The following is a 24,978-nucleotide window of genomic DNA, read 5'->3' as shown; positions in this document are numbered from 1 at the left end:
GGCCTAACCGAAGAGCCGGCCCAGGAGACCGCGCCGCTGTTCGCGCACGAGACTCTCGCCGGTCCAGCGGGCCAGCAGCTCGCGCACCTCGCGGCAATAGTTGTCCTTGGGCGTCTGGTCGTAGAGGGGCTCACCGGCGTTCATCGCCTCGATCCGCGCCTGCGTGCGACCGGTGAACCGCGCCTGCAGCGGCAGGTCGAGCAGCGTGGCGATGCGCTCGGGATCGAGACCGACCCGCTCCTGGTAATTGTCGATCGCGAGTTCCACCCGGTCCAGCGGGCAATCGACCTGGCGCAGCGCGTGCAGCAAGTGCTTGTTCTGCCGGCTCTGCAGCACCGACTGGTTGGACAGCAGCATGGTCTTCTCGGCGCGCGTGATCACGGTGGCCAGCGCCTCGATCCCGACACCGGCGTCCGCGGCGACGATCACCTGGCTGAAGATGCCGGCGAAATTGTCCAGCAGCAGCCCCAGTTTTTCCGGATCGATATGGGGCGGGCCCACCACCTCTTCCGGCAGGCCCAGCACGTAGAGGCGGTCGCGATAGCGCGAGAAGGCGGTGTCGGCGAGGGTCTCGTCGCAGCGCTCGGCGTCGCGCAGGGCGTCCAGGGCGGTATAGCCCTGGTCCACGTCCAGGAACACCAGCGACGATCCGCCCGGCGTGCTGAGATCCAGCAGCAGGACCCGCCGGCCCTCGCCGGCGGCCTCCGCCAGCGGCAGCGCCAGGTGCTCGGCCAGGAAGGGCACGCCCGGCACCGGCGTGGTGCTGACCACGGCGTAGGTACGGCCCGCCCCGCGGGCCTCGGGGGCCGCCCTCGGCGCCCGGCGCATCACGCGCTGGACCAGCTCGCCCAGGTTGGCGTCGTCGCGGCGGCGCACCAGGTAATCGCGCACGCCGGCCCGCATCGCCGCCAGCACCGCGTCGGAAGCCTCGCGATCGCCGACCGCGATCACGGGCAGGTCGGGGTGCCGCGCCAGCAGTCCCTCGACCAGGCCCGCGCGTTGCCGCGCCTCGGCTTCCTCGAACTGGACGAACACCACGCCGATATCGGGCGTGTCGCGGACCTCGGCGGCGAGCCCCTCGGCGTCGCGGGCATCGGCCGACAACAGGCTGAGCTCGCCCTCGAGGCAATCGTCCAGCCAGTCGCGGTAGGCCGGATCGTCGGCGACCAGAAGTGCGTATTCCGCCATCGGATTACCGCGTGAAGCCGGTGCTGCCGCCGCTTCCGGGCTCGAACTCGCCGGTCTCGTGCAGGAACAGCTCGGTGGGACCCGGGTCGTAATCCTCGTATTCGTCGCCCGGCATGGGCACCTCGGTGCCGCGCTTGAGCGGGGTGACGAGATGCGGGGTGACCACCATGATCAGCTCGCGGTCCTGGCGGTCGTAGCTTGTGGAGCGGAAGAACGCGCCCAGCACGGGGATGTCGCCCAGGCCGGGCACCTTGTCCACGGTCGCGGCCAGATTCTGGTCGACCAGACCGCTGACGATGAAGCTCTCGCCGTCGCCCAGCTCGACCGTGGTGTCGGTGCGCCGCACGCGGATGCCCGGCACGGTGATCCCCTGCAGGGTCACGCCGGAATCGAAATCCAGCTCGCTGACCTCGGGCGCGACCTTGAGGACGATGCGGTCCTCCTGCAGCACCGTGGGCGTCAACGCCAGCCGGATGCCGAATTCCTTGAATTCGATGGTGATGGAGGTGGCGCTGCCGCCGCCTCCGCCCTGGGTGACCGGGATCGGGAACTCGCCGCCGGCCAGGAAGGTGGCGGTCTGACCGCTCATGGCCACCAGCGAGGGCTGCGCCAGGGTGCGCATCAGACCGCGCCGCTCCAGGATGCTAAGCAGACCGGCGGTGTCCTGGTCGCTGTCGGACAGCAGCAGGTTGAAGGCGTCGCCGATGGGCTGGAAGCCGGTGCTGCTCTGCAGGTTGATACCGCCGCCCTCGTTGCTGATCCCGCCGGAGGAGCCGGGCGGCGACACCCGTACGGCCTGCTCGCCGGCCGGGTTGCTGATGAAATTGAAACCGATCTGGCGCAGCGCGCTGCGGCTGACCTCGGCGATGCGGATGTCGGTCTGGACCTGGGTCTTGAGCGCGGCGCGCTTGTCGTCGATCAGCACGTCCGGCAGATCGCCGGAAGCGACCACGATGGCATAGCGGGTGGGCTCGTCCGCGCCGCGTGTCCACACGGTCAGACTGGTATCGCCGCGCTTCTTGCCGGTGAGCATCACCTCACGAACGCTTAGTACGTTGGCGCCGGCAATCTCGGGATCCCCCATCGCGACCCGCGTGATGCGCGAATCCGTGCGGATCAGTTCCTGCTCGCCGACCCCGACCTGCACGACCTCGGCGCGCGCGAGAAGGGGCGCCGCCAGCAGGGCGAGCGCGAGGATGGATCGAGTGGTGCGTTGTCTCATGATATGCGTCCCTTCTCCGGAAGCGGGGCGTCGATCGGGCTCAGTAGGGGCGGCTGATCCGCTGGGATTCGGTCCCCATGTAGACCTCGATGATCGCGCGCGGCGGCGGCTTGGGCCGGTCGGCGTCGTCTCCGCGCCTGTCCTCGATCTCCGCCAACTCCCGGAGCGTAATGACCTTCTGCTCTTCCTTATCGTCCTTCTCGTCCTGCTCGCCGTCCTGGCCCTTCTCGTCCTTCGCCGCGTCACCGGCCGCGGCCTGCCCGGTCGGCGCCAGGGCCTCGGGCGCGTCGCCGTCCGCCTCCGCCGCATCGCCGCCGGCCGTCCGCACCCGCGGCCCGTCACCGCGCAGGGCCAGACGCAACTCGCCGAGACTGGCCCCCAGCATGACCCGCGTGGTGTCGTCCTCGGGCACCGCGAGCACCGCCGTGCGTTGGCGCCGCTGGCGGCCCTCGTCACCGCCTTGGGCGCCCTCCTCGTCGACGTTGATCAGGCGCTCCTCGTAGCCGAGCACGCGCGCCTTCTCGAGCAGGACCCGGGCCTGGCTCTCCTCGACCTCGCGGCCGGAGGCGCGGATGTAGACCAGCACGTCCACCATGTCCCCGGGACGAACGAAGCCGCCGACCGCGATCACGTCGGAGATTTCCAGCGACATCGCCTGGGTACCGGCCGGTATCGCCTGCGCCAGGATATTGGCCGTGCCGAAGGCCTCTTCGGTCACGGGTGCCCCCACCGGCACGCTGCGCAGCGGCGTGCGGCCGGCGACCTCGCCGACGTCGGTGTAGTACTGCGGCGGCTGCACGGAGATCGGCATCAGGGCCACCGCTTCCTGGGGGATCGGCTGGTACGGGGCGATGCGCTGGGTGGCCACCACCGCCAGCACCTGGTTTTCGCCGGGCTGCGGCGGCTGCTGCTCGGCCGTGTCCGGCGCCTGCGTCAGACCCTGGCTGAAGTAATACGCGACGAAGCCGAGTACGGCCGCCGCCACCACCAGAATGACGGCGAGTGTCTTGAGCGCGGTGCTGCTCATTGCTATCTCCCGAGGGCGCTGGTTTCCATGCCCATTGTTGTCGCGCTGGCACCGCTGCGGGATGGCCGGGGAGACTCACGCCCCGGCGGTGACGGCCCGATCCCCCGCAAGTGCCGTAACTACCTTGATTTAAAACCTACAAGCCTACTTCCGCAACCCCGACGAGCGTGGCCGGCAGGGGCGGCACGGCCCCCACGACGGGCAGGTTGGCCTGGGGCAGCAGCGCGCTGCCTCCAGTTGACGTAAGCGGCAAAGTCACCTGAACACGAATCCGGTCATTTCCACCCACAGGGTCAGGAAAGCTGACGAGAGTGCAATTGTCGTCAAGCCCCAATTCAGAGGCGTTTGGCAACCAAGTCAGGCTTGCGCATGCAGCTCGTTCGGCCTCTTGCCGTGCCGAATTCATATAATTATCGGTCAATGGATCTACTGCCACCGCGACCTGCGCGCCCTCACGGGCGGCGTGAGTAACCGCAGCTTTCAACAAGAAAACGTAGCCGTAATAAATGGTACCTACCAGGATCGCTAGCAATATTGGCAATACGAAAGCAAACTCTACTAATGCCGCTCCGGCTTGACGCTCAGACGTGCAGCGCAGAGCACATCTATTCATATCAACACTCTCGCAACACCAACACCCCTCATAGTCGCCGGCAGCGGTAGGATGGCGGGAGTGGGCAATCCCCAATTTGAGAAGGGGTATTGAATAGTCACACGGAGTTCTTGGCCAATTGCCGATCCGACTGGCTCAACTAACTCGACCTGAACGCCGTTCATCACGCCAGGCAGAAAACCAATCACGTCTTGGATTTCAGCTCTTGCGAGTTCTTCGGCATGTTGCAGATAAACGGACTCATCTAACCTTGGATCAACACTTACAGCGATTTGAGCACCACGTTCTGCACCATATGCGACAGCTTGCTGCGTGACCAAAACAATGCTGTACAACACGATACCGTAGAGCAAAAGCAATACAGCCGGCAAAATGAAAGCAAATTCAACCAGCGTGGCGCCGCGGCTTCCATGCCGCGACGCCACGCCCATCAGTCGGATATCATTGAATCGCATAGCCTAGTGGCCTGCATATATCCAATTCAGCGGCTACATGTTCGAAATAATTTCTCAGAAACATAAGATAATCTTCGAACATGAGAACATGCGCCCAGTCTACTCAAGCTCCCCACCAACAGTATCGAAGAACGAAGTCAAGTCCCCAGTTATCGCCATAGATCCTACTAGCACTACAAGAGCGATCGCGGCGATAATTAGTGCGTATTCGATCAGCGTGGCTCCACGCTGGCGATTATGAAAACCACCATTCGCACGCATCATAATAAGCATCAAGTTCAGCATGACTCCCTCCATAGTTGCATAATCATTTGAATAACTGTTCAGACCGCTACGCAGTTATGCCACACTTTGCGCTCTGCATTCACGCTCGCGTGCGGACGAACGGCCTAAACAGTGCCTCGACGACCGCAGTTTGGCAACAGATTGTTATCCTATGGCGACTTACGCTGTCGGTGATCTCCAAGGTTGTTATCGGCAGTTTCTGACACTGCTTGAGCGCCTGGACTTCAACCCGGAGCGCGATCGGCTGTGGCTGGTGGGGGACCTGGTCAACCGCGGCGAGGGCTCGCTCGACTGCCTGCGGGAGGTACGCCGTCTCGGCGACGCCGCGGTGACGGTCCTCGGCAACCACGATCTCGCCCTGCTCGCCCTGGCGCAGCATCCCGACGCCGAGGCGCGGGCCAACCCCACGCTGAAACCGATCCTCACGGCACCGGACCGCGAGCCCCTGCTGGAATGGCTGCGGCACCGGCCCATGCTGCATACCGATCCCGACCTTGGCTGGACCATGGTCCATGCCGGGCTGCCACCACAGTGGGACCCGGCCATGGCGCGCGCCCGCGCGGCCGAGGTCGAGGCTGCGCTGCGGGGCCCCGATTACCGGGCCTTCCTGCAGCGCATGTACGGCGACACACCGGACCGCTGGCGCGACGACCTGCGCGCCTGGGACCGCCTGCGGGTGATCGTCAACTGCCTGACCCGCATGCGCTTCTGCCGCACCGACGGCAGCCTCGACCTCGGCTACAAGGGCACCCTCGAGGACGCACCCGACGACCTCGTCCCCTGGTTCGCCCTGCCCGGGCGCGCCAGCCGCGACCGCCGGGTCGTCTTCGGTCACTGGTCCGCCCTGGGACGAGTAGCGTGGCCCGAGCACCATGTCTGGGGCATCGACACCGGCTGTGTCTGGGGCGGCACGCTCACGGCGCTGCGGCTGGATACGGCCGAACCCGAGACCATCGAAGTGGATTGCGGCTGCTGACACCGCCGCCCGATCAGCGGGTTTTGTAAAACGTAGCGTACGCAGGCGGGATAAGCGACACGTTCCCGGCATTCCCCTGCCAAAGAGCACGACGGCGGAAAGCGCCTCGCACACGGCCAGCCAGAAAATCAACCACAGAGGCGCACAGAGGGACACAGAGGAAACTGACTGTTGTCCCGGAAGCCGCAAAGAAGCCTGCCCCGGACTCGATCCGGGGGCTATCCGGGATCCAGGGAAAGATTCGTCGAACCAGGGATTGTCGGGATACCGGATCCGGCACGAAAGCCTGTCCCGGACACGATCACGGTTTTCAAGCGGAAGAGGCGGATAGTCCGCCAAGGTCCGTTGCCAACCCGGCAGTTCGGTCGCCGGGGCGCTGCGCGGTCAGCGCCGTGCCGAGTCAAAGCATTTGTTTATCCACAGATTACGCCGATTAACGCAGATTGGTTGGGACTGATCTTCAATCTGCGTCCATCTGTGTCATCTGTGGATTATTTCTTCCGGGAACCGCCCACCAAGGTCCGTTGCCAACCCGGCAATTCGGTCGCCGGGGCGCTGCGCGGTCGGTGCCGGGCCGAACCAGGGCATTTGTTTATCCGCAGATGAACGCCGATTAACGCAGATTGGTTAGGGCTGCTCTTCAATCTGCGTACATCGGCGTAATCTGTGGATTCTTTCTTCCGGGAAGCGCCTCGACAAGCGCCCATCAAAAACCCCTGCGCGCCTCCGTGCGCCTCTGTGGTTTCATGTTCCGCCAATCAAAGCCCGGCCCCGGACGGCGGGAGCTTGGCTACTGGCCAGACGGCTCACTCATGCCGGTTGATCTTGTAGACACTCTCAGGGCCCCGCGACCGGCCGCCGCTCCACCACCACGGCGTGCCGGTCCTCGTGGACCACGACGTACCCGGAGTCGGCGCGCAGCGCCGCGGCCAGCGGCCGCCGGGTGGATACCAACACGACCGCCACGTCCCAATCGTCCAGGAATGCCCGCCAGCCGTCCCGTCCCTTGATCGCCGCGAACCAGTCGAGCACGAAGTCCTGCGGATAGAAATCGAAACGGGTATCGCCGAACACCGGCCTGTCCGGCGCATGCAGGAGTGCGCAACTGCCGGCGACCTCGTCGCTGAACCAACGGATGTCACGCGGGTAGGTCGTATCGAGATAGCGGATCGCCGGCCGCAAGTCGTCGCAGTGCGCGATCCGGACGGGCCGCTCCAGGGGTACGACCCAGGTGGCGAGCGCCAGCGCGGCCAGGGCCAGTGCCGGCAGCAATACCCGGTCGGCGCGGGCCAGCATCGCCAGGGCGGCGCGGATACCCGCGAGGTGGTGCGGGTACGCCTGGACGGCGCGCCACAGACCGGCCGGTACCACCAGGACGTAGAACAGCCCCGCCCACACCACCATCCGTAGCGACAACGCCGCCAGGGCGGCGAACACCAGCAGGTGCAGGATCTCGTGCCCGGCATAGCCCCGGCGGCCACGCAGCAGGTCCAGCAGGAACAGGATCAGCAGCGCGCCGGCCAGAACGAAGGGGGCGCTGCCCATGTCCGGCGGCGCCAGCTCCGATATCTGGCGGTTCATGGGAGTCTTGAGCGACAGCCCGGCGAGGTAGACGTAGATGCCGGGCCCGTAAGGGTTCACCAGCGTAGCACCGAACGCCGCCAGGGCCGGCGCGGCGTACGCCCGCGGGGCCGGGTGCCGCTGCCGGGCGTCGCCGAGCGCGAACAGCCCCAGCGACAGCAGCCCGAGAACCACCCCCAGATGGGCGTTGGCCCAAACCACATACAAGCCGGCCAGGCAGGCCGCGAGTGCCGGCGTGCCGAGACCGCCCTCGCGCCAACGGGTGACGAGCAGGTACTGGACCAGCAGGCCGGCCGTGGTGACGGCCATCGGCCGCAGCCCGAAATTCACCCCAACGGGTACCAGCACCAGGCTGCCCAGGACCGCGGTGAGCAGCACCGGCACACCCCGCCGGCGGGCATGCCAGGCGGGCACCAGCACGTACAGGGCGATGGCGAGCAACGACAGTCCGGCCACGGCCCCGGCCCGGCCCAGCCACTGATAGGCGGCGGCCGAGCCGGCCTCGAAAAGCCACTGGTAAAGCACCCATTCGCGGTCGGGATGGGTCCAGGAGAATAGATCGGTGGCCGGCAGCCGCCGTGCTTCCAGCAGGTACAGACCGGCACGGTAAAGCCAGGCCCAATCGGGCGTGAGGGCGTGGTCGGTCATCTGGGCGCAGAAGAACGCGAGCGCCCGCAGCAACAACCAGAGCAGGGCCGTGGCGAGCGCGACGGTCAAAAATACCTGCTCGCCATCCTCCAGCCATCGTCCCCGACGCTTCACGAAGGGCCTCCGCGCCGGCTCAGCGATTGGGTCCGGCGCGCGGACCTGGCGATCACCACAGGGTCTGAACGTGGGGATAGTCCTGCAATTTGCGGTCGCGGGTAACCAACGGCACGCCAAGATAACGGGCGGTCGCGACGATCAGCCGGTCGGCCGGGTCCGGATGCAGACCATCCGGGAGGCGCACGGAACGCAGGGCTAGATGGTTGGTCACCGGCACGCACTCGATCCAGGGTACGGCCTCGGAATGCGCGACCCAATCTTCCACGTCCATGGTTAATTCGAGCCGTCCCTTGTCTACCAGCATCGCCACTTCCCAGACGCTGATGCTCGACAGGTAGACCGGCCCGCCCTGCTCCCGCGCCCGCGCGAGCACCTCGGCCGCCGGGGCGGACAGGCGATCCGGATCGGCGACCCACCAGATCCAGGCGTGAGTATCCAGCAGGATCAACGCAGGGCGTCCCAATCGTCCTGGGCGACCGGGGCCTCCGGATCGTCATAGCGCTTCACCGAGCCGCGCAGGGCCTGGAACGGATCCTGCGCGCGTGCGCGGTAACGCACGATCCGTATGGTGGGCCGGCCGCGGTCGGAGACGACCAGCTCCTCCCCCGTCTCCTCGACGCGCCGGAAATACTCGAGCGCCCGGGGTTTGAACTTGGCTTTCGAGACACGCATGACGACCTCCGCCCTTCTGGTGACCATGGTCATATTACCATGACCACAGGGGCGGTGTGCGGCGGGGGTACGGGGCGACGCGGCATCGCCTCGCACCCCCGTCCGGCATACGTCAGTGCGCCTTGGACCGGCTCTCGTCGATATCCTCCAGCCGGTTGTAGCCGCCTTCCGGCTTGGGATAGTTCATGAAGAAGCAGGCCAGCGCCGGCAGCACGAAGATGGCGCCGAGCATGTTGGCCGTGAAGATGAAGATCAGCAGCACGCCCATGTCGATCTGGAACTGCAGATCCGAGAACAGCCAGGTGGCCACGCCCATGCCCAGGGCGATGCCCGTGAACACCACGGCCTTACCGGTCTTCTGCATGGTCCGGAAATAGGCGTCCCGCAGGGACAGGCCGAAGTCGCGCACGCCCTCCTGGAAGACGCTGTAGACGTAGACGCCATAGTCCACGCCGATGCCCACGGCCAGCGCCAGCACCGGTAGGGTGGCGACCTTGAGGCCGATGCCGGCCAGGGTCATCACGCCGTAGCCCATGATCGACACCAGCGACAGCGGTGCCACGATGCAGATCACCGCCGCCAGGCTGCGGAAGGACAGCAGCATGAGGATGAAGATCACCAGATAGACCCAGAGCAGGATCTCGATCTCCTTGTCCTCGATCACCTCGTTGGTCGCCGCCATCACGCCGACGTTGCCGGAGGCCAGCGCGAAGTCCACCTCGGTGTCCCGGTTCTCGGGCTCGTTGCGGAACTTCTTCACCTCCTTGACGATGTGCTGGATGGTCTCCGCCTTGTGGTCGGCGGTGAACACGATCACCGGCATCACGCTGCAGTCGGGCAGCAGCAGGCCGGTGGACGACGGCACCGGGGTGATCGCCTGCGACAGCACGTAGCGGTTGCGCGGCAGGATCTTGAACTTGAGCCAGCCCTCGTTGAAGCCGGCGTTGATCTGCTTGGCGACCTGCCCGAGGGACATGGTCGACATCACGCCCTTGGTGTTCTGCATGCGCCAGGCGAAGCGGTCGATCTCCTCCATCACCTCATAGTTGATGCAGGCCTCGGGATCGGTCTCGGCCATGACCTTGAGCTGGTCGGTGCCCAGGGAGAAGTTGTTGACGATGACGTGGTTGTCCCGGTTGTAGCGGGAATCCGGCCGCAGCTCGGGCACACCCTCGGTGAAGCTGCCGATCTGCAGCTCGTCGTACTTCCAGACCGCCCAGCCCAGGGCCACGCCGCAGACCAGCAGCACAGGCACGGCGTAGGACGGCCGGGTGAAGTTGGAGACCCAGTGCCAGACGCCGTCGTAGAAGTGGTCGCGGGCGAGCTGCTTCTGCTTGAAGGCCTCCGGATCCTTGATGCTGATGTAGGTGAGCCAGATCGGCACCATCACCTTGTTGGTGATGATGATGGCGAACATGCCGAAGGCGGCGTTCAGCGCCATCTCCTGCACGATGTCGATCGGGATCAGCAGGATGGTCAGGAAGCCCGCCAGGTCGGTGACCAGGGCCGTGGTGCCCGGGATGAACAGGCGCCGGAAGGTCACCAGCGAGGCATCGAAGTTGTTGCGGTTGTTGTCCGCCATCTCGTGGACCCAGGCGTTGACGTACTGCACGCCGTGGGACACCGAGACCGCGAGCACCAGGAACGGCACCAGGATCGCGAACGGATCCAGGCCGAAGCCGGCCGCCGTCAGGAGCCCGAACTCCCAGATCACGCAGATGATCGAGGCCACCAGGACCACCGCCGCCAGCTTGGGCGAGCCCAGGTAGGCCCAGAGCAGTATCGCCGTGAGCACCAGGGTGATGCCGAAGAAGACGAATACCTTGAGGGCGCCGTCGACGATGTCGCCGACCACCTTGGCGAAACCGATGATGTGGATGGAGATGTTCTCGGTCTCGTACTGGGCGCGGATTTCGTCCAGCCGCCGCGAGACCTCGACGTAGTCCAGCTCCTCGCCGGTACGGGGATCGATGTCCAGGAGCTGGGCCTGGACCATGGCGCCGTCCTCGTCCTCGGCCACCAACCGGCCGATGATGTCCGCCTTGCCGGTATTGGTCTCGACGAGATCGAACATCTCCTGGGTCGGCTGGTAGTCCGCGGGGACCACGTTGCCGCCGGACAGGCCGCCTTCCACCACCTCGATATAGCGTACGTTAGGCGTGAACATGGACTGCACCCGCGCCCGGTTCACGCCCGGCAGGAAGAAGACCTCGTCGGTGACTTCCTTGAGGGTCGCCAGGAATTCCTCGTTATAGATCTTGCCCTCGCCGTGCCACATCAGCGTGACCAGGATCACGTTGGCGCCGCCGAGGTCCTCCCGGTATTCCAGGAAGGTCTCCATGTACGGATGCTCGGTCGGGATCGACTTGAGGTAACCGGCGTCGATCCGCGTCTGCGAGGCCAGATAGCCGAACATGACCGTGAGCACCAGCAGCACCGCCATGCTCAACCAGCGCTTGCCGTAGATCAGGGGCTCGATGGCACGGAGGATATGTTGTTGCGTGATCATCCGGAAACTCCTAGGAAATCGTTGCGCTGGAAGCTGCGGGGCAACCGCGGCCTAGTCGGCGCGGCGGTAGAGGAAGGCGCCGTTGTCGCCCACGAACACCAGATCGCCGTTGTCCAGCTCGGTCACGTCCGAGAGACTGCCCTCGCGGGTGTTCGCCAGCGGCTCGACGTCGGGGCCGCGGTCCCGGCTCTCCCAGATCACGCCGTTGACGCCGACCAGCACATAGCCCCCGCCGGCCAGGGTCGTGCCGCCGAACAGGCTGAGCACGGAGGGGGCGTTGTCCACCACCTGCCAGGCGGATTCCTGCGCGCGCGCCTCGGCCTGCTGGCGCTCCGCCTCGGCCTTGGCGGCTTCCTTGTCCTCGGCGGTGGAGGTCTCGCCGCCGCCCGAGGACATGGTCGGGGGCGTCTTGAACTTGTAGCCGAGATCGGTATCGGCGGGCAGTTCGGCGGCCTTGGCGATATCGTCGATGACGAAGGCATGCCCCCGCAGGCCGTACAGCAGCAGGCCCCTCGGGCCGAGCTGCTCGACGCCGAAGTAGGTGCCGGAATACGGTCCCTCGATCAACTGCCAGGTCTCGCCGCCGTCGGTGGACTTGGACAGCAGGCCGGTCTCGCCGGCGATCACCAGGGTGCCGTCGTCGAGGCGGGTGATGGCGTTGAGGTGCCACTCGCCCATGGACAGGGTCGGCTCGTACTCGGTCCAGGTCTCGCCGCCGTCCTCGGTCTTGTAGAACATGTCGTAGGCGCCGATGGCGAGACCGCGCTCGCGATCGAAGAAGAGCACGTCGAGGAACGGCTGCTCCAGCTCCGGCTCGTAGTTCTGCAGCTCCCAGGTCTTGCCGCCGTCCTCGGTGGCGATGATGGTCGCGGCATGCCCCACGGCCCAGCCGTGCTTGCCGTCGACGAAATCCACGGCGGTGAGCGTCGCCCGCACCGGCACCTTGCCCTGCTCCCAGGTCAGGCCGTCGTCGGAATGCAGCGCATGACCGCGGGCGCCCACGGCCACGACACCGTCGCCGGTGTTCTCGACATCGAGCAGCAGCTCGTAGGGGGCGCGCGGCATCATCTCGGCCGGCATCGGATTGTCCGCGTCGGCCCCGTACTCGCCGTTCTCCTGGGCCGCGACCGGCAGCGACCCGCCGGCCAGGGCCAGCATCAGGCCGAACGCCGCCCAGCGGTGGCACGGGCGGCTGGTGGTTGCGCCGAAGCTTTTCATGATGCGATCGCTCACTCTGCTATGGATCGATACCCACCGTCGCCGCCGGCCGTAAGCGGCCCGCGGTGCGACGTCGTCTGCGATTGGGGAAGGCGGAAGCCGCCGGCGGATGCGGCGGGACTGACGGACGGCGTCCCCTGCTGTGGTACTCATTCCCGACTCCAGACAGGAAAGGAACGCGCCGTCTCCTGGTACGGCTCCTCCCGACCCGCAATCCGGCCGATGCCCGGCCTTCTCGCAAGCTTGTTGTTGTACGTTTCTCGTGTCGCCGGCCGGCCCGCTCGATCGGAGCCGGCATACGACAAGCGTATTTGCCGCTATTACTAACAGACCCCCCGGACCGGCGCAAGGCGCCGCACGCTTGCGCGGCGGCGCCTTGCATCGGCCTCAGAACCGATACCGGAGACCCACCTGGGCATAGTCCCGGTCGGCCATCAGGTTGAACGGCTTGCCGCCCCGGAACACGGCATAGCCGACGGCGGCGCTCCATCGCTGGCCGTACCGGATCTCGATGTTGGCGATGTACTGCTGCCGGCCCTCGATGAAGTTTTCGCCCGGTCCCGGCGCCGTACCGTCGACGTCGTGCCCGAGGATGATCGTGGGCTCGATGCTGATGCTCGGCAGGATATTCTCGTAGCGCAGTATGGCCACGATGCGGTAGCCCCAGGAGAAGGCGGTGGTGAAGCCGTCCTTCTGCTGCGTGGGATTGAAACGCACGCCGTCCGCGCCGTCCATGGGACTGGTATCGGCCGGGGCGCAGACATCGCCGGCGGCCACGCCGTCGACCGAGGGCGTGCCGGTGCCGTCGGTGCCCGGACTGGCATGGGTAAAGGTGCCGGGGCCCTCGATCTGCAACTCGCAGCGGTCCGGGAAATCCAGGATCTGGGTGGCGCCGACCTCGAACAGCATGATGATCTGGTCGGTGCGGAGCCAGTTGCCGGGGCCGATGATATAGGTGGCGCCGAGGTTGTACTGCAGCACCTGGAAACGCTCGTAGCCGCGGATGTATTCGCCCGGCGTCAGGTATTCGGTGCCGCGATAGCGGGAGACGAAATCCGGGAACGCGCGGCGACGGCCTGACAACTCCGCGAGATCGGCCCCGGGCACGCCGATCACCGTGCCGTCCTCGGCGCTGCCGGGGGCACAGGTCTCCGTGGGGGCGTCGCAGCCGGGCGGTGCGGCCACGTTGAGGGCCGCGAAGGCGAGGTCGATATCATCCACCTGCAGCGGCAGGTTGGGCCGATAGGCGATCTCGCCCTGCATGGAGATGTCGCCGAAGCTGGTGTTGAAGCTGATCCCGAACATCTTGATGTCCTCGGGATACTCGAGCTGGGCCTCGGGCGAATCCAGACGATAGGCGGAACCGGTATCGCCGCGCCCGTCGCCACCCGCCACGCCGGCGAGACCGCTGAGCACGTCCAGGACCTCGGGCGGCAACGTCGTCCCGCCCAGGGAGGCGGACGTCAGGGCATCGGTGAAATAGGCGACATCGCTGTCCGGGCACGAACCGAGCACGCCGAGCAGGCCGACGGTGCCGCCGCGGGTGGGCTGCAGCCGGCCGGTGGTGCCCGCCGCCGCGCAGCTCGGCTGGCCGGCGTAGAAGCTCAGGTACGGCAGCCGGCTGTGATAGTTGGCGTAGTAGAACCGGAACTCGGTGCCGTTGTTGAAATCCGGGGCGAACCAGGTCAACGCGACACCGTACTGGCCGCCGTCCTCGGGCTCGGCCGGGTCGCGCAACGGTATGGTGGAGCCGGTGTTGGCCACCGCCGACAGCAGGGTCTGCTCCAGGCGCTGGATGCCGTAGTCGCTGTCGCCGATGGGTTGGCCCGCGCCCTCGCCCGACAGTTCGCTGTCCGGGTCGAAGGTGGGATCCTCGGGGACCTGACCGAAACCGATGTTGAGGGTCCGCGCGGTCTGGCCGTTCTCCAGGAAACCGGCCTCGCCCACGCCGAGGTCGACGGTGGACAGGAAGGTGCCCTGTGCCGGGATCTCGGCCCCCTGCCAGGCGTACTGATAGAAGGCCTCGATGCTGACGCTGTCGGTCAGATAGGTCGCCACCTTGAAGGCGTCGGTGGCCACCAGGACCTCGTCCAGCGCCAGGAAGCCGGGACGGTAGAGCGCCGCTTGGTTGGGCGGATTGATGCTGTTGAGGCTGTTGACCGCCAGCAGGGTGGACTCGCCCCAGTTGATGCTCTGGCGACCGACCTTGATATCCAGCCGGTGGCCGTCGGTGAAGGGCAGTTCGACGAAGCCGCTCAGGTTGAAATCCAGCAGCCGGAAACTCCGGCCCTTCAGGGTCTCCAGGTTGCCCTGCTTGGGCAGGTCGTCGAAATCGATGGTCGCCGCCTCGCCGCGGGCCTGCGACGCGGTCGTGACGTTGCCGTCGATGGGCGAGGCGGTGTCGACCGTGACCACGTTGGGGTAGTACTGCCCCTTGTCGTCGTTGGTATGGTCGTAGAAATACAGGTAGCGGGTGAAGAACTCCCAGCGCCCCCACTCCAGCGACAGGTCCTGCTTGACCTGGGCCAGGCTCTGGGTGACGTCGTACTGGTCGAAGTTCAGGTTGCCGTCGTCGTGGTTCGCCGAGTGCGCGCCGGGCGCGTCCACGCCCGCCTGGTTAGCCGCCGGCCCCTCGCCGTTGGCGGCGGTCAGCCCCGGGAACAACAGGTCGTTGCCGGTGATCTCGCGCGCCGCGTGTCCCTGGCAGGATGTCGTGGACGGCGGCCGCTGCGGAAAGCTGCCCAGTGGCGACGGGCTGCTGTTGCAGACGTTCGGGTCGAGGCTCGCCTTGCTGACAAGGTGGTCGGCGCGCTCCTCCATGCGCCACTGCGCGGCGAGCTGGAACTCGGTATTGAGCGAGCCGGAGATGCCGCCGAAATAGTCGAGATCGAAACGGATGGCCTGGGCCGGTGCCGCGGACAGCACCATGATCGCGGCGCACAGCACGCGCGCGCGTGGGGTTCCCCTCCGCATTGTGTCCTCCCTTTCCCTGCGCGTGTCACGCGCACTGAACCGCTCGCCGCGCGTTGCGCGGCACACGTGTCCCCTCCGTGGTCCGGGCCGGGGCCCGGCGCTGCGGTCTCGCTGGATATCGTTCTGTTTGAATCTTGTTGTGCGGCCGGCGCTTGCCGCCGGATCGGCATTCACCGATCGCCGCTGTAGGCGAAGGTTAGCGTCGCCCCCCGCACGACGCAAGGACGCGGGGCCGACCGAAGGCCGCGCGGGGCCGCACTAACGGCGGCCCCGCGGAATCCCGGCATTCAGAACTGGTAACGGATGCCGAGCTGGAAGAAGTCGCGGTCGGCGAGCTGGTTGTAGGGCTTGGCGCCGCGGAAGATGGTCACGCCGGTGATCACACTCCAGCGCTGCTGGTAGCGCATCTCGACGTTCAGCGAGTACATCTGCCGGCCTTCCATGAAGTTCTCGCCCGGCCCCGGCGCGGTGCCGTCGACGTCATGCGCGATCACGAACAACGGCTGGAACGAGATGCCCGGCAGCACGTTCTCGTAGCGGATGATGCCGATCACGCGCCAGCCCCAGGAGAAGGCCGTGGCGAAGCCCTCGGTCTGCTGCGTGGGATTGAACCGGAGCTGGTAGGGCCCGCAGATGGTGCTGTTGGCCTGGCCCAGGTCGTCGCGGCCGGAATCGCCCTGCGGCTTTTGATCGTCCGGACAGGGTTGGGCACCCGTGCCGTCGTTGCCCACGCTGGCGTGGTTGTACGTGCCCGGACCCTCGATCTGCAGCTCGTCCTTCTCCGGGAAACCGAGCACGTGGGTCGCGCCGACCTCGAAGAACAGGATGATCTGGTTGGACTTGATCCAGTTGCCCGGGCCGATGATGTAGGTGCCGCCGAGGTTGTATTGCAGCACCTGGAAGCGCTCGTAGCCCTGGATATACTCGCCGGCGGCCACGTCGCCGGGCTCGCGGCCGCGATAGCGGGTCAGGAAGTCCGGGAAGGCGTTGCGCCGGCCGACCGGATCGGACAGCACCACGTTTTCCGGGACCTGGGCGGCACTGAGCTGGTTCGCGAGCTCGGTCGGGTTCAGTCCGGTATCCGCGAGCGCCCCGGTCAGGCTGTCGACGAGGCCCTCGGCCACGGCCGTATCGACGCCCAGCAGGTTGCCGACCACGCCGACCACGTCGCCGCCGTCGCCGATCGCCTCCAGGACGTCGCCCACGGCGGGGATGCCGATCTCGAAACGGTCATCGTAACTCGCGGGCACGCAATCCTCGCCGCGGTTGGCGCCGGTGCAGCCGACCGGCGCCGAGGGCTGCAGCGCGGCGAAGGCCACGTCGATGTCATCCACCTGCAGCGGCAGATTGGGCCGGTAGGCCACCTCGCCCTGCACCGAGATATCGCCGAAGCTGGTGTTGAAGCTGATGCCGTAGAGGTTGATGTCCTCGGGGTATTCGAGCAGCCCCTCGAAGCTGTCCAGCACATAGCCCTCGGCGCAGGGGCCGGTGCCGGGCGGCGCGTCCGCCGGGCAGGGCTCGCCGTTGGGCTGGGAGGCGCTCGGCATCTGGTCCAGGTTGGCCGCGTTCAGGAGTTGGCCCAGGGAGGTCAGCGCCGCGCCGCCGGCGTCCTGACCCACGCTCTCGCCGGCCGCGCCCAGGAAATGGGCGAAGTCGGCATTGGGGCAATCCAGGGACAGATTGAGCGTGTCCACCGACGTGTTGCCGGTGGGCGCACTCTGCCAGCAGGATTCGTCGCCGGCGTAGGCGGAGAAGTACGGCAGCCGGCTATGGTAGTTGGCATAGTAAAAGCGAAGCTCGGTGCCGTTGTTGAAGGCGGGCAGGAACCAGGTGTAGGCGAAGCCGTACTGGCCGCCGCGCGATGCGTTCTTCTCGTGGACCGGCACCTCGCCGTCGATATCCGCGATCGCGGTCAGCAGTTGCTGCTCGACGCGGGCGTTACCCTCGGGGTCATCCGCGGTCTGGGCGAAGTTGGGGGCGATATTGTTGTCGTCCGCGCCCAGGGTGACGTCGATGAAGGACAGGAAGCCGCCGCGCGGCGGTATCTCCACCTTCTCCCAGTCGTACTGGTAGAACATCTCGAAGCTGGTGTTGAGCGTCAGCGGCATGCTGACCTTGATCGCCCCCACCGGCTCGAACACCGTTGCCAGCTCCAGGAACGCCGGCCGGTACAGCGCGTTCACGTTCGGCGGATTGATGGTGTTCAGCGAATTGACGACCAGCAGCGTGGACTCGCCCCAGTTGATGGTCTGCTCGCCGATGGTCAGCTTGGCGTCGTTGCCCAAAAACGGCACCGGGAAATAGCCGGAGACGTAGAAGTCGAGCAGGTCGATGTCCTGTCCCAAATACTCGTTCCACTTGTCGCCCGACTCCCGGAACACCGGCCGGCCGCTGGTGGGGAAGCCGTACTCGCCGCTGTCGCGGCGGGCGTCGTCCTCGGCGCGATCGGCCGGGGTGTAGAAGTTGGGGTAGTACTGCTCGCGGTCGTAGTTGGCGAAATCGTGGAACGCGTTGTAACGCCCGAAGAAGGTGATATCGCTGAAGAAGAACAGATCGCCGGCGAAGTTGAGTTCCAGGTCCTGGGTCACCTGGAACGGGGCCTGCGTGACCTCCCACTTGTCGTAGTTCAGGTTGCCGTCGTCGTGGTTCATGCTCTGGATGCCGGGGGCGTCCAGGCCGAGCTGATTGACGAAATTGCCCTCGGCCTCCAGGCCGAGCTGGGCCTGCCCCATCTCCTCACCCACCTCGGGCGGCGTGGACAGGTGCGGCTGGCAGGCCGAACGGCAGACGTCCGGGTTGAGGTTGGACACGCCGATCAGGTTGGGATCGCGATCTTGGATGCGCCACTGGGCGCCCAGCGAGAAGCTGGTGTTGAGCGTGCCCTCTATGCCCCCGAGAAAATCCGAATCGAAGCGGATGGCTTGCCCGTCCGGCGCGTGCAGTGCCGCGAACAGCAGCCCCGCGACGGCCCCCAGACGGATCGATACACGTCGGCATCCCTGCATGGGATTCTCCTCCTCCCTAGGCCCTGGCCGGGCTGCTCGCGCGCTCCCCGAAAACGTCGCGCTCGCTCTCGCAATGGCGGGGAACGGCGGGGAATACGCCCGCTGCCCCCACACCCGACCGGTAACGGACCGGCGAATCGTTTATGTACGAATAATCTTACGGCGAATATCTTTTCATTCGCCTGCCGCCAGTTGATATCAAACCATGTCGTGCATGGCAAGCACGCCGACCGGCGCACGACGGCCGTTCGCCCTCAGAACCGGTACTGGATACCGAGCTGGAAGAAATCCCGATCCGCCAGCAGGTTGTAGGGCTCGGCGCCGCGGAAGACGGTGATGCCGCCGGTGACGCTCCAGTTCTGGCGATAGCGCATCTCCACGTTGAGCACGTACATCTGGCGCCCCTCCAGGAAGTTCTCGCCCGGCCCCGGGGCCGTGCCCTCGACGTCGTGCGCAATCACGAATATCGGCTGGAACGAGATGCCCGGCAGCACGTTCTCGTAGCGGATGATCCCGATCACTCGCCAGCCCCAGGAGAAGGCCGTGGCGAAGCCGTCGGTCTGCTGGGTGGGATTGAAGCGCGCCTGGAACGGCCCGCACAGGGTCGTGTTGCCGCTCTCCTGCGCGGACGTGCCCTGTTGCACGCCGTCCGGGCACGGCGGCGCGCCGGTGCCGTCGTTGCCGACGCTGGCATGGGTATACGTGCCGGGCCCCTCGATCTGCAACTCGTCCCGATCCGGGAACCCGAGCACCTGCGTGGCGCCGACCTCGAACAGCAGGATGATCTGGTTGGACTTGATCCAGTTGCCCGGCCCGATCACGTAGGTGCCGCCCAGGTTGTATTGCAGCACCTGGAAGCGCTCGTAGCCCCGGATATACTCGCCCGGCTCGACATCCCCCGGCTCGCGGTCGCGATATTCCGTGAGGTAATCCGGGAAGGCGACCCGGCGGCCGGGCGGGTCGGACAGCATCACGTTCTCGGGTATCGCCATGCCCTGGAACTGCGCCGCGAGCACCGCCGGATCGAGGCCGGCGTCGGCCAGGGCGGCGGAGAAGTCGTCCACGATGGTCTCGGCGGTGGCGGTGTCCACGCCCAGCATGCTGCCGACCAGGCCGACGGTATCGCCGCCATCCGCCATGCTCTGCAGCAAATCACCGACGGCGGGGAAGCCGATCTCGTAGCGCTCGTCGAAACTGCCCGGCACGCAATCGGGACCGCGGTTCTGCTTGGCGCAACCCAGCGGCGCCACCGGCTGGGCCGCCGCGAACACCACGTCCACGTCGTCGACCTGCAACGGCAGGTTGGGCCGGTACGCCACCTCGCCCTGCACCGCGATACTGCCGAAGCTGGTGTTGAAGCTGATGCCGAAAAGCTTGATGTCCTCGGGGTATTCGAGCAACCCCTCGAAGCTGTCGAGATCGTAGAGTTCGGCGCAGGGGCCGGTGCCGGGCTCGGCATCGGCGGGGCAAGGGATCCCCGCCCCGCTCTCGCCGATGGCCTGGTCCAGCTCCGCGGCATTGAGTGCCTCGCCCAGCGCGGTGGCCGCCTGGGCCCCCTGGGCGCCGCCCTGATGCTCGCCCACGGCGCCGAAGAAATGCGCGAAATCGGCGTTCGGGCAGGCGTTGGTCAGGTTCTGGGTGTCGATGCTGGTGTTGCCGGTGGGCGCCGCCTGGAGACAGGACTCGTTGCCGGCATAGGCCGAGAGATACGGCAGCCGGCTGTGGTAGTTGGCGTAGTAGAAACGCAACTCGGTGCCGTTGTTGAACGTCGGAAGGTACCAGGTATAGGCGAAACCGTACTGTCCGCCCTCGGAAGCATCGCGTTCGCGCACGCGGATATCGCCGGCGACGTCGGCGACCGCGGTGAGTAATTGCTGCTCCAGTCGCGCATTGCCGTCGCGGTCGTCGCCGACCTGGCCGAAGCCCGGATTGACGATGTCGTCGTCGCCGCCGAGCGTGACATCCTGGAACGACAGGAAACCGCCGCGCGGCGGTATCTCCACCTTCTCCCAGTCGTACTGGTAGAACATCTCGAAGCTGGTGTTGAGCGTCAGCGGCATGCTCGCCCGGATCGCCCCCACCGGCTCGAACACTGTCGCCAGCTCCAGGAACGCCGGCCGGAACAGGGCGTTCACGTTCGGCGGGTTGATGGTATTCAGCGAGTTGATCACCAGCAGCGTGGATTCGCCCCAGTTGATGGTCTGCTCGCCGATCGTGACCTTGGCGTCGTTGCCCAGGAAGGGCACCGGCACGTAGCCCGCGACGTAGAAATCCAGGATGTCGAGATCGCGGCCGAGCAGCTCGTCGTAGCGGTCGTCGGCCGGTTCGAACTTGGCCGTGCCCACGGTCGGGAAGCCGAAACTCGGCGCCGTGGGATCGTCCGCATAGACACAGGACGTGCTCGGATCGGCGTCACGGCACGCGTCGTCCCGGGCGCGGTCGGCTTCCGTGTAGAAACCGGGATGGTAGATGTCGCGGCCGTGGTTGGCGAAATCGTGGAAGGCGTTGTAGCGGCCGAAGAAGGTGACGTCGCCGACCGGTCCGACTTCGCCGAAGTTCAGCTCCAGGTCCTGGGTGATCTGGAACGGCGCCTGGGTGATTTCATACTGGTCGAAATTGAGATTGCCGTCGTCGTGGTTGACGCTGGCGGCGCCCGGCGCGTCGACACCGATCTGGTTGACGGCGTTGCCTTCGCCTTCCAGACCTAGCTGAACGCGCCCGTCGACGTCGCCGGGCGCGGTCGAGGCGTGCGGCTGGCAGGCGGAGGGACAGAGATCCGGATCGAGGTTGGCCTTGCCGATCAGGCCCGGATCGCGGTCCTGCAGCCGCCACTGTGCCCCCAGCGACAGGCTGGTGTTGAGCGTGCCGCTTATCCCGCCGAACCAGTCCGACTCGAATTGCAACGCCCGGCTATCGGGCGCGTAGCTCGATAGTGCCACGCATCCGGCCAACGCCAGGACACGGATACGGATACGCGCGTACCTCTTCCCCCGCATCGGGCTCCCCCTCTTGCCCGTGTCGGGAACGCACGGTCCCTGCACGACCCCGACCGATTCCCCTCCGGGGCCCTCACGGACCGATCCGTATGCGCCCCGCCTTTCTCGCAACCATCGGCGCGTGCCGACGATATCTCGTTATGTACGAATTATCTTACAACAGGAATGGCAATATTCCGCAACCGGGCCTTGAAGGCCCGGTCACGGCGGTGCCGCGGGGACGATCCGGCGGGTTATTCGAAGTCGCGGACGATGCTGAGGAGATAGGTCGTATCCAGCTCGTCGACGCCGGGCTCGGGGTTGTTGTCGTATTGATGCCCGTACTCGGCACGCACCTTCCACAGCGAGCCGGTGCCCAGCGGCAGTTCGCCGCCCAACAACGAATCGATACGGAAATTCTCGCTGGGCTCATCGTCCACCTGCGGGATCACGGTCAGTTCGTGGGTGAACCGGAACCAGTCCGTGAGCACGCGCAGGTAGTCCCAGCCGAAGGTCATGACGATGCTGGAATCGTTGCCACCGTCGTCGTAGGCCTCGTGCTCGTAGCCCAGACCGAGACGGCCCTTGAAGGTGTGGTTCTTCTCGCGGATGAAGAAGTAACCCGGACCGAGCGTGGCCCGGAACCGCAGGTCGATGTTCTCGAATTCGTCCTTCTCGATCTCGGTCTGCCCGAACAGGAAAAAGCGCCGGGTGAAATCGCGTTCGAGTCGGGCCTTGGCGATGGTTTCGTTCTCGGTCTGCTCGCCGTCGTCCCGCTGGCGCAGGGTGCGCAGCGACAGGCTCAGGCGATCGCCGTTGGTTTCCCGCAGCGCTTCGGCCCGGAAATTGATGCTCCGGCTGTCGGTGTTGCCGGAGGAGCCGGAAAGCCCGAACGCCATGCGACCCGACCAGGGATCGCGCGACAACCGTTCACGCGCCTCGACCAAAGCGGGGTCCGGGGCACCCAGGTCGCGGACGCCCGCGATATCGGCGGGCATCAGCTCGCGCGTGCCGAATCGCTCGCTGACCAGGCGTTGCCCCCCGGTCTCGTCATACGCCAGTCGCACGCCGAGCTCGTCGCCGCCGTCGAGTACGACGGTATGGGGCTCGTCGGTCCGCACACCCGTGACCTGCTTCTGCGGAATCTCCAGTTCGCCGGCGAACTTGGTGTCGAAACGATAAATGCCGTCCCGCAGGGTCAGGAGCGAACCGTTGACGACACTGCCGTCGCGCAGATAAAGCGTGTCGGCGCTCGCCTGACCGGCCGCGAGGAGCGTCAGCAGGACGAAAACGGTGCGATAGCGGATAGTCACCAGATACCCCCGGATATGCAAGTTTGGAATGTCGCGACAATGGCGTCGACGCGCAACAAAAAGGCCGGCACTGGGCCGGCCTTTCTGACTTCCGGAACATGCCCGGCGTGTCAGGCCTCGGCGGTCGCCGCGCTTGTGCCCTCGCCCTCGGTCTCGGTCTCGGGGTCGGGCCGGTCGACCAGCTCGACATACGCCATGGGCGCGGAGTCGCCGGGCCGGAAGCCGCACTTGAGGATACGCAGGTAGCCGCCGGGCCGATGCGCGTAGCGGGGCCCGAGATCGGCGAAGAGCTTACCCACCGCCTCCTTGTCGCGCAGGCGCGAGAAGGCCAGCCGACGGTTGGCGACGCTGTCCTCTTTCGACAGCGTGATCAGCGGCTCCGCGACACGGCGCAGTTCCTTGGCCTTGGGCAAGGTGGTCCGGATCAGCTCGTGCTTGAACAGGGACGCCGAGAGATTCCGCAGCATGGCGCGGCGGTGACTGGCATCACGCCCCAGGTTAGTGCCGCTCTTGCGGTGACGCATGCTCCGCTCTCCTCAGGAAGTCGTGGTGGCGTTCTCGAGCTCCGCCGGCGGCCAGTCTTCCAGGGTCATCCCCAGTTGCAGGCCGTGCTCGGCGAGCACTTCGCTGATTTCGGTCAGCGACTTCTTGCCCAGGTTGGGCGTCTTCATCAGCTCGGTCTCGGTGCGCTGCACCAGGTCGCCGACGAAGTGGATATTCTCCGCCTTCAGGCAGTTCGTGGAGCGCACGGTCAGGTCCAGCTCGTCGATCGGCTTGAGCAGGATCGGATTGACCTCCTCCACGTCGCCGCCGCGACCCGTGTCTTCCTGCGCTTCCAGGTCGACGAAGACCGAGAGCTGGTCGTGCAGGATGCCGGCCGCGGTACGCACCGCCTCGGCGGGCTCGATGCTACCGTTGGTCTCGATGTCCAGGACCAGCTTGTCCAGGTCGGTGCGCTGCTCGACGCGCGCGCGATCGACACTGTAGCTGACGCGGCGGATCGGGCTGAAGGAGGCGTCCAGGCGCAGGGCGCCGATCTCGCTCGCGCCCGTATCCTCTTCGCCGGGCTCGGCCTTGCTCTGGGCCGGCTGGTAGCCGCGCCCGCGCTTGACCTTGATGCTCATCTTGAGCTCGCCCGAGGTCAGGTGCGCGATCACGTGGTCCGGATTCACGATTTCGACGTCGTGGTCCGTGGTGATGTCGGCGGCCGTGACCACTCCCTTGCCGGACTTCTGCAGATGCAGTTCGGCCTCTTCGCGGCTGTGCATGCGCACCGACACGCCCTTGAGGTTGAGCAGGACGTCGATCACGTCCTCCTGCATGCCCTCGACGGTCGAGTACTCGTGCAGGACGCCTTCAATGCCGACCTCGGTGATCGCGGCGCCCGGGATCGAGGACAGCAGGATGCGACGCAGGGCGTTGCCCAGCGTGTGGCCGTAGCCGCGCTCGAGCGGCTCCAGCGCCACCTTGGCGCGGCGCTCGTTGACCTGCTCGACCTCGACCAGGCGCGGCTTGAGCAATTGATTGGCAGCTGACTGCATGTCGTTGGGACCTCTCGCGGATGGCGGCGGTGTTTACTTGGAGTAGAGCTCGACGACCAGGCTCTCGTTGATGTCCTGCAGGATCTGATCCCGATCCGGCACCGTCTTGAAGGTGCCTTGCAGCTTCTTGTCGTCGACCTCGAGCCACTCGCCGATACCAAGCTGGGTGGCGACCTCGACCGCGGTCCGGATCCGCGACTGGTGCTTGGCCTTTTCACGGATCTCGATCACATCGCCCTCGGACACTTGGTAGGAGGGCACGTTCACCGGATAGCCGTTGACCGCCACCGCCTTGTGGCTGACGAGCTGACGCGCCTCGGCGCGCGTGCTGGCGAAGCCCATCCGGTACACGACGTTGTCGAGCCGGCGCTCCAGCAACTGCAGCAGCGTGGTACCCGTGGCGCCCTTGGACTTGGACGCCTTCTTGTAATAGTTCCGGAACTGACGCTCCAGCACGCCGTACATATGCCGCAGCTTCTGCTTTTCACGCAGCTGCAGGGCATAGTCGGACAGGCGCTGGCGGCGCTGCGGGCCCTGGGCGCCCGGCGGCGTATCCAGCTTGCACTTGCCTTCCAGCGAACGTCCGCGCGCCTTCAGGAACAAGTCCGTTCCGGCGCGGCGGGCCTGCTTGCACTTGGGACCGGTGTACTTGGCCATAGT

At 66.3% G+C, this 24,978-nt stretch carries 19 protein-coding genes; 1 reads left to right on the top strand and 18 read right to left on the bottom strand.

Features of this window, described 5'->3' with window-relative positions; translation table 11 throughout:
• Window positions 1–3: 3 nt before the first annotated feature.
• From PC39_RS03420 to PC39_RS03395, 6 genes are all read right to left on the bottom strand, one after another.
• Window positions 4–1,188, bottom strand: a complete 1,185-nt coding sequence (locus PC39_RS03420; RefSeq protein ID WP_353251958.1) for a CpaE/TadZ family protein — start codon at window positions 1,186–1,188, stop codon at window positions 4–6.
• A 4-nt stretch (window positions 1,189–1,192) separates the two neighbouring features.
• Window positions 1,193–2,410: a type II and III secretion system protein family protein gene (locus tag PC39_RS03415; protein WP_353251957.1), complete on the bottom strand. Its 1,218-nt coding sequence runs from the start codon at window positions 2,408–2,410 to the stop codon at window positions 1,193–1,195.
• A gap of 40 nt (window positions 2,411–2,450) precedes the next feature.
• Window positions 2,451–3,437, bottom strand: coding sequence for a Flp pilus assembly protein CpaB (gene cpaB, locus PC39_RS03410; protein ID WP_353251956.1), 987 nt, complete (start codon window positions 3,435–3,437; stop codon window positions 2,451–2,453).
• Between the two features lie 136 nt (window positions 3,438–3,573).
• Entirely contained in the window at window positions 3,574–4,050 is a 477-nt protein-coding gene (locus PC39_RS03405; RefSeq protein ID WP_353251955.1) for a TadE/TadG family type IV pilus assembly protein, read from the bottom strand.
• The gene (locus PC39_RS03400; RefSeq protein ID WP_353251954.1) at window positions 4,047–4,505 is read right to left on the bottom strand and encodes a TadE/TadG family type IV pilus assembly protein; all 459 of its coding nucleotides are present in this window, start codon (window positions 4,503–4,505) and stop codon (window positions 4,047–4,049) included. Before PC39_RS03400 ends, PC39_RS03405 begins: the two co-directional genes overlap by 4 nt.
• A 99-nt stretch (window positions 4,506–4,604) precedes the next feature.
• The gene (locus tag PC39_RS03395; RefSeq protein ID WP_353251953.1) at window positions 4,605–4,790 is read right to left on the bottom strand and encodes a Flp family type IVb pilin; all 186 of its coding nucleotides are present in this window, start codon (window positions 4,788–4,790) and stop codon (window positions 4,605–4,607) included.
• 151 nt (window positions 4,791–4,941) lie between these two features.
• Here PC39_RS03395 and PC39_RS03390 point away from each other — a divergent pair, with 151 nt between their 5' ends.
• A complete protein-coding gene (locus PC39_RS03390; protein WP_353251952.1) occupies window positions 4,942–5,766 on the top strand; it encodes a symmetrical bis(5'-nucleosyl)-tetraphosphatase in 825 nt (274 codons plus the stop codon).
• Between the two features lie 837 nt (window positions 5,767–6,603).
• Here PC39_RS03390 and PC39_RS03385 read toward each other — a convergent pair.
• The 12 genes from PC39_RS03385 to rpsD form a co-directional block, all read right to left on the bottom strand.
• Window positions 6,604–8,109 (bottom strand): hypothetical protein, encoded by a 1,506-nt coding sequence (locus PC39_RS03385; protein ID WP_353251951.1) that lies wholly within the window; start codon window positions 8,107–8,109, stop codon window positions 6,604–6,606.
• A gap of 52 nt (window positions 8,110–8,161) precedes the next feature.
• The gene (locus tag PC39_RS03380; protein ID WP_353251950.1) at window positions 8,162–8,560 is read right to left on the bottom strand and encodes a type II toxin-antitoxin system VapC family toxin; all 399 of its coding nucleotides are present in this window, start codon (window positions 8,558–8,560) and stop codon (window positions 8,162–8,164) included.
• Entirely contained in the window at window positions 8,557–8,784 is a 228-nt protein-coding gene (locus PC39_RS03375; RefSeq protein WP_353251949.1) for a type II toxin-antitoxin system Phd/YefM family antitoxin, read from the bottom strand. Before PC39_RS03375 ends, PC39_RS03380 begins: the two co-directional genes overlap by 4 nt.
• Window positions 8,785–8,896: 112 nt before the next feature.
• A complete protein-coding gene (locus PC39_RS03370) occupies window positions 8,897–11,293 on the bottom strand; it encodes an efflux RND transporter permease subunit (RefSeq protein ID WP_353251948.1) in 2,397 nt (798 codons plus the stop codon).
• A 51-nt stretch (window positions 11,294–11,344) separates the two neighbouring features.
• Window positions 11,345–12,511, bottom strand: coding sequence for a YCF48-related protein (locus PC39_RS03365; RefSeq protein ID WP_353251947.1), 1,167 nt, complete (start codon window positions 12,509–12,511; stop codon window positions 11,345–11,347).
• Window positions 12,512–12,898: 387 nt separating this feature from the next.
• The gene (locus PC39_RS03360) at window positions 12,899–15,484 is read right to left on the bottom strand and encodes a DUF1302 domain-containing protein (RefSeq protein ID WP_353251946.1); all 2,586 of its coding nucleotides are present in this window, start codon (window positions 15,482–15,484) and stop codon (window positions 12,899–12,901) included.
• Between the two features lie 287 nt (window positions 15,485–15,771).
• Entirely contained in the window at window positions 15,772–18,489 is a 2,718-nt protein-coding gene (locus tag PC39_RS03355) for a DUF1302 domain-containing protein (RefSeq protein ID WP_353251945.1), read from the bottom strand.
• A gap of 254 nt (window positions 18,490–18,743) precedes the next feature.
• A complete protein-coding gene (locus PC39_RS03350; protein WP_353251944.1) occupies window positions 18,744–21,485 on the bottom strand; it encodes a DUF1302 domain-containing protein in 2,742 nt (913 codons plus the stop codon).
• Window positions 21,486–21,718: 233 nt separating this feature from the next.
• On the bottom strand, window positions 21,719–22,777 hold the full coding sequence (locus PC39_RS03345; protein WP_353251943.1) for a DUF481 domain-containing protein: 1,059 nt from the start codon (window positions 22,775–22,777) through the stop codon (window positions 21,719–21,721).
• Window positions 22,778–22,887: 110 nt separating this feature from the next.
• The gene (gene rplQ, locus PC39_RS03340; RefSeq protein ID WP_353251942.1) at window positions 22,888–23,301 is read right to left on the bottom strand and encodes a 50S ribosomal protein L17; all 414 of its coding nucleotides are present in this window, start codon (window positions 23,299–23,301) and stop codon (window positions 22,888–22,890) included.
• A gap of 12 nt (window positions 23,302–23,313) precedes the next feature.
• Window positions 23,314–24,318, bottom strand: a complete 1,005-nt coding sequence (locus tag PC39_RS03335; protein ID WP_353251941.1) for a DNA-directed RNA polymerase subunit alpha — start codon at window positions 24,316–24,318, stop codon at window positions 23,314–23,316.
• A gap of 33 nt (window positions 24,319–24,351) precedes the next feature.
• A complete protein-coding gene (gene rpsD / locus PC39_RS03330; RefSeq protein ID WP_353251940.1) occupies window positions 24,352–24,975 on the bottom strand; it encodes a 30S ribosomal protein S4 in 624 nt (207 codons plus the stop codon).
• Window positions 24,976–24,978 lie beyond the last annotated feature (3 nt).

It is taken from the genome of Salinisphaera sp. PC39 (assembly GCF_040361335.1).
Taxonomy (GTDB): Bacteria; Pseudomonadota; Gammaproteobacteria; order Nevskiales; family Salinisphaeraceae; genus APNM01.
The sequence above is the reverse complement of the archived record's forward strand: the minus strand, read 5'-3'. Positions and strand labels throughout refer to the sequence as shown.

Coding starts and splice junctions, on each gene's coding strand:
- PC39_RS03420 (WP_353251958.1), bottom strand. CDS start 1,188: ATGGCGGAATACGCACTTCTGGTCGCCGACGATCCGGCCTACCGCGAC.
- PC39_RS03415 (WP_353251957.1), bottom strand. CDS start 2,410: ATGAGACAACGCACCACTCGATCCATCCTCGCGCTCGCCCTGCTGGCG.
- cpaB (WP_353251956.1), bottom strand. CDS start 3,437: ATGAGCAGCACCGCGCTCAAGACACTCGCCGTCATTCTGGTGGTGGCG.
- PC39_RS03405 (WP_353251955.1), bottom strand. CDS start 4,050: ATGAATAGATGTGCTCTGCGCTGCACGTCTGAGCGTCAAGCCGGAGCG.
- PC39_RS03400 (WP_353251954.1), bottom strand. CDS start 4,505: ATGCGATTCAATGATATCCGACTGATGGGCGTGGCGTCGCGGCATGGA.
- PC39_RS03395 (WP_353251953.1), bottom strand. CDS start 4,790: ATGCTGAACTTGATGCTTATTATGATGCGTGCGAATGGTGGTTTTCAT.
- PC39_RS03390 (WP_353251952.1), top strand. CDS start 4,942: ATGGCGACTTACGCTGTCGGTGATCTCCAAGGTTGTTATCGGCAGTTT.
- PC39_RS03375 (WP_353251949.1), bottom strand. CDS start 8,784: ATGCGTGTCTCGAAAGCCAAGTTCAAACCCCGGGCGCTCGAGTATTTC.
- PC39_RS03370 (WP_353251948.1), bottom strand. CDS start 11,293: ATGATCACGCAACAACATATCCTCCGTGCCATCGAGCCCCTGATCTAC.
- PC39_RS03365 (WP_353251947.1), bottom strand. CDS start 12,511: ATGAAAAGCTTCGGCGCAACCACCAGCCGCCCGTGCCACCGCTGGGCG.
- PC39_RS03360 (WP_353251946.1), bottom strand. CDS start 15,484: ATGCGGAGGGGAACCCCACGCGCGCGCGTGCTGTGCGCCGCGATCATG.
- PC39_RS03355 (WP_353251945.1), bottom strand. CDS start 18,489: ATGCAGGGATGCCGACGTGTATCGATCCGTCTGGGGGCCGTCGCGGGG.
- PC39_RS03350 (WP_353251944.1), bottom strand. CDS start 21,485: ATGCGGGGGAAGAGGTACGCGCGTATCCGTATCCGTGTCCTGGCGTTG.
- rplQ (WP_353251942.1), bottom strand. CDS start 23,301: ATGCGTCACCGCAAGAGCGGCACTAACCTGGGGCGTGATGCCAGTCAC.
- PC39_RS03335 (WP_353251941.1), bottom strand. CDS start 24,318: ATGCAGTCAGCTGCCAATCAATTGCTCAAGCCGCGCCTGGTCGAGGTC.
- rpsD (WP_353251940.1), bottom strand. CDS start 24,975: ATGGCCAAGTACACCGGTCCCAAGTGCAAGCAGGCCCGCCGCGCCGGA.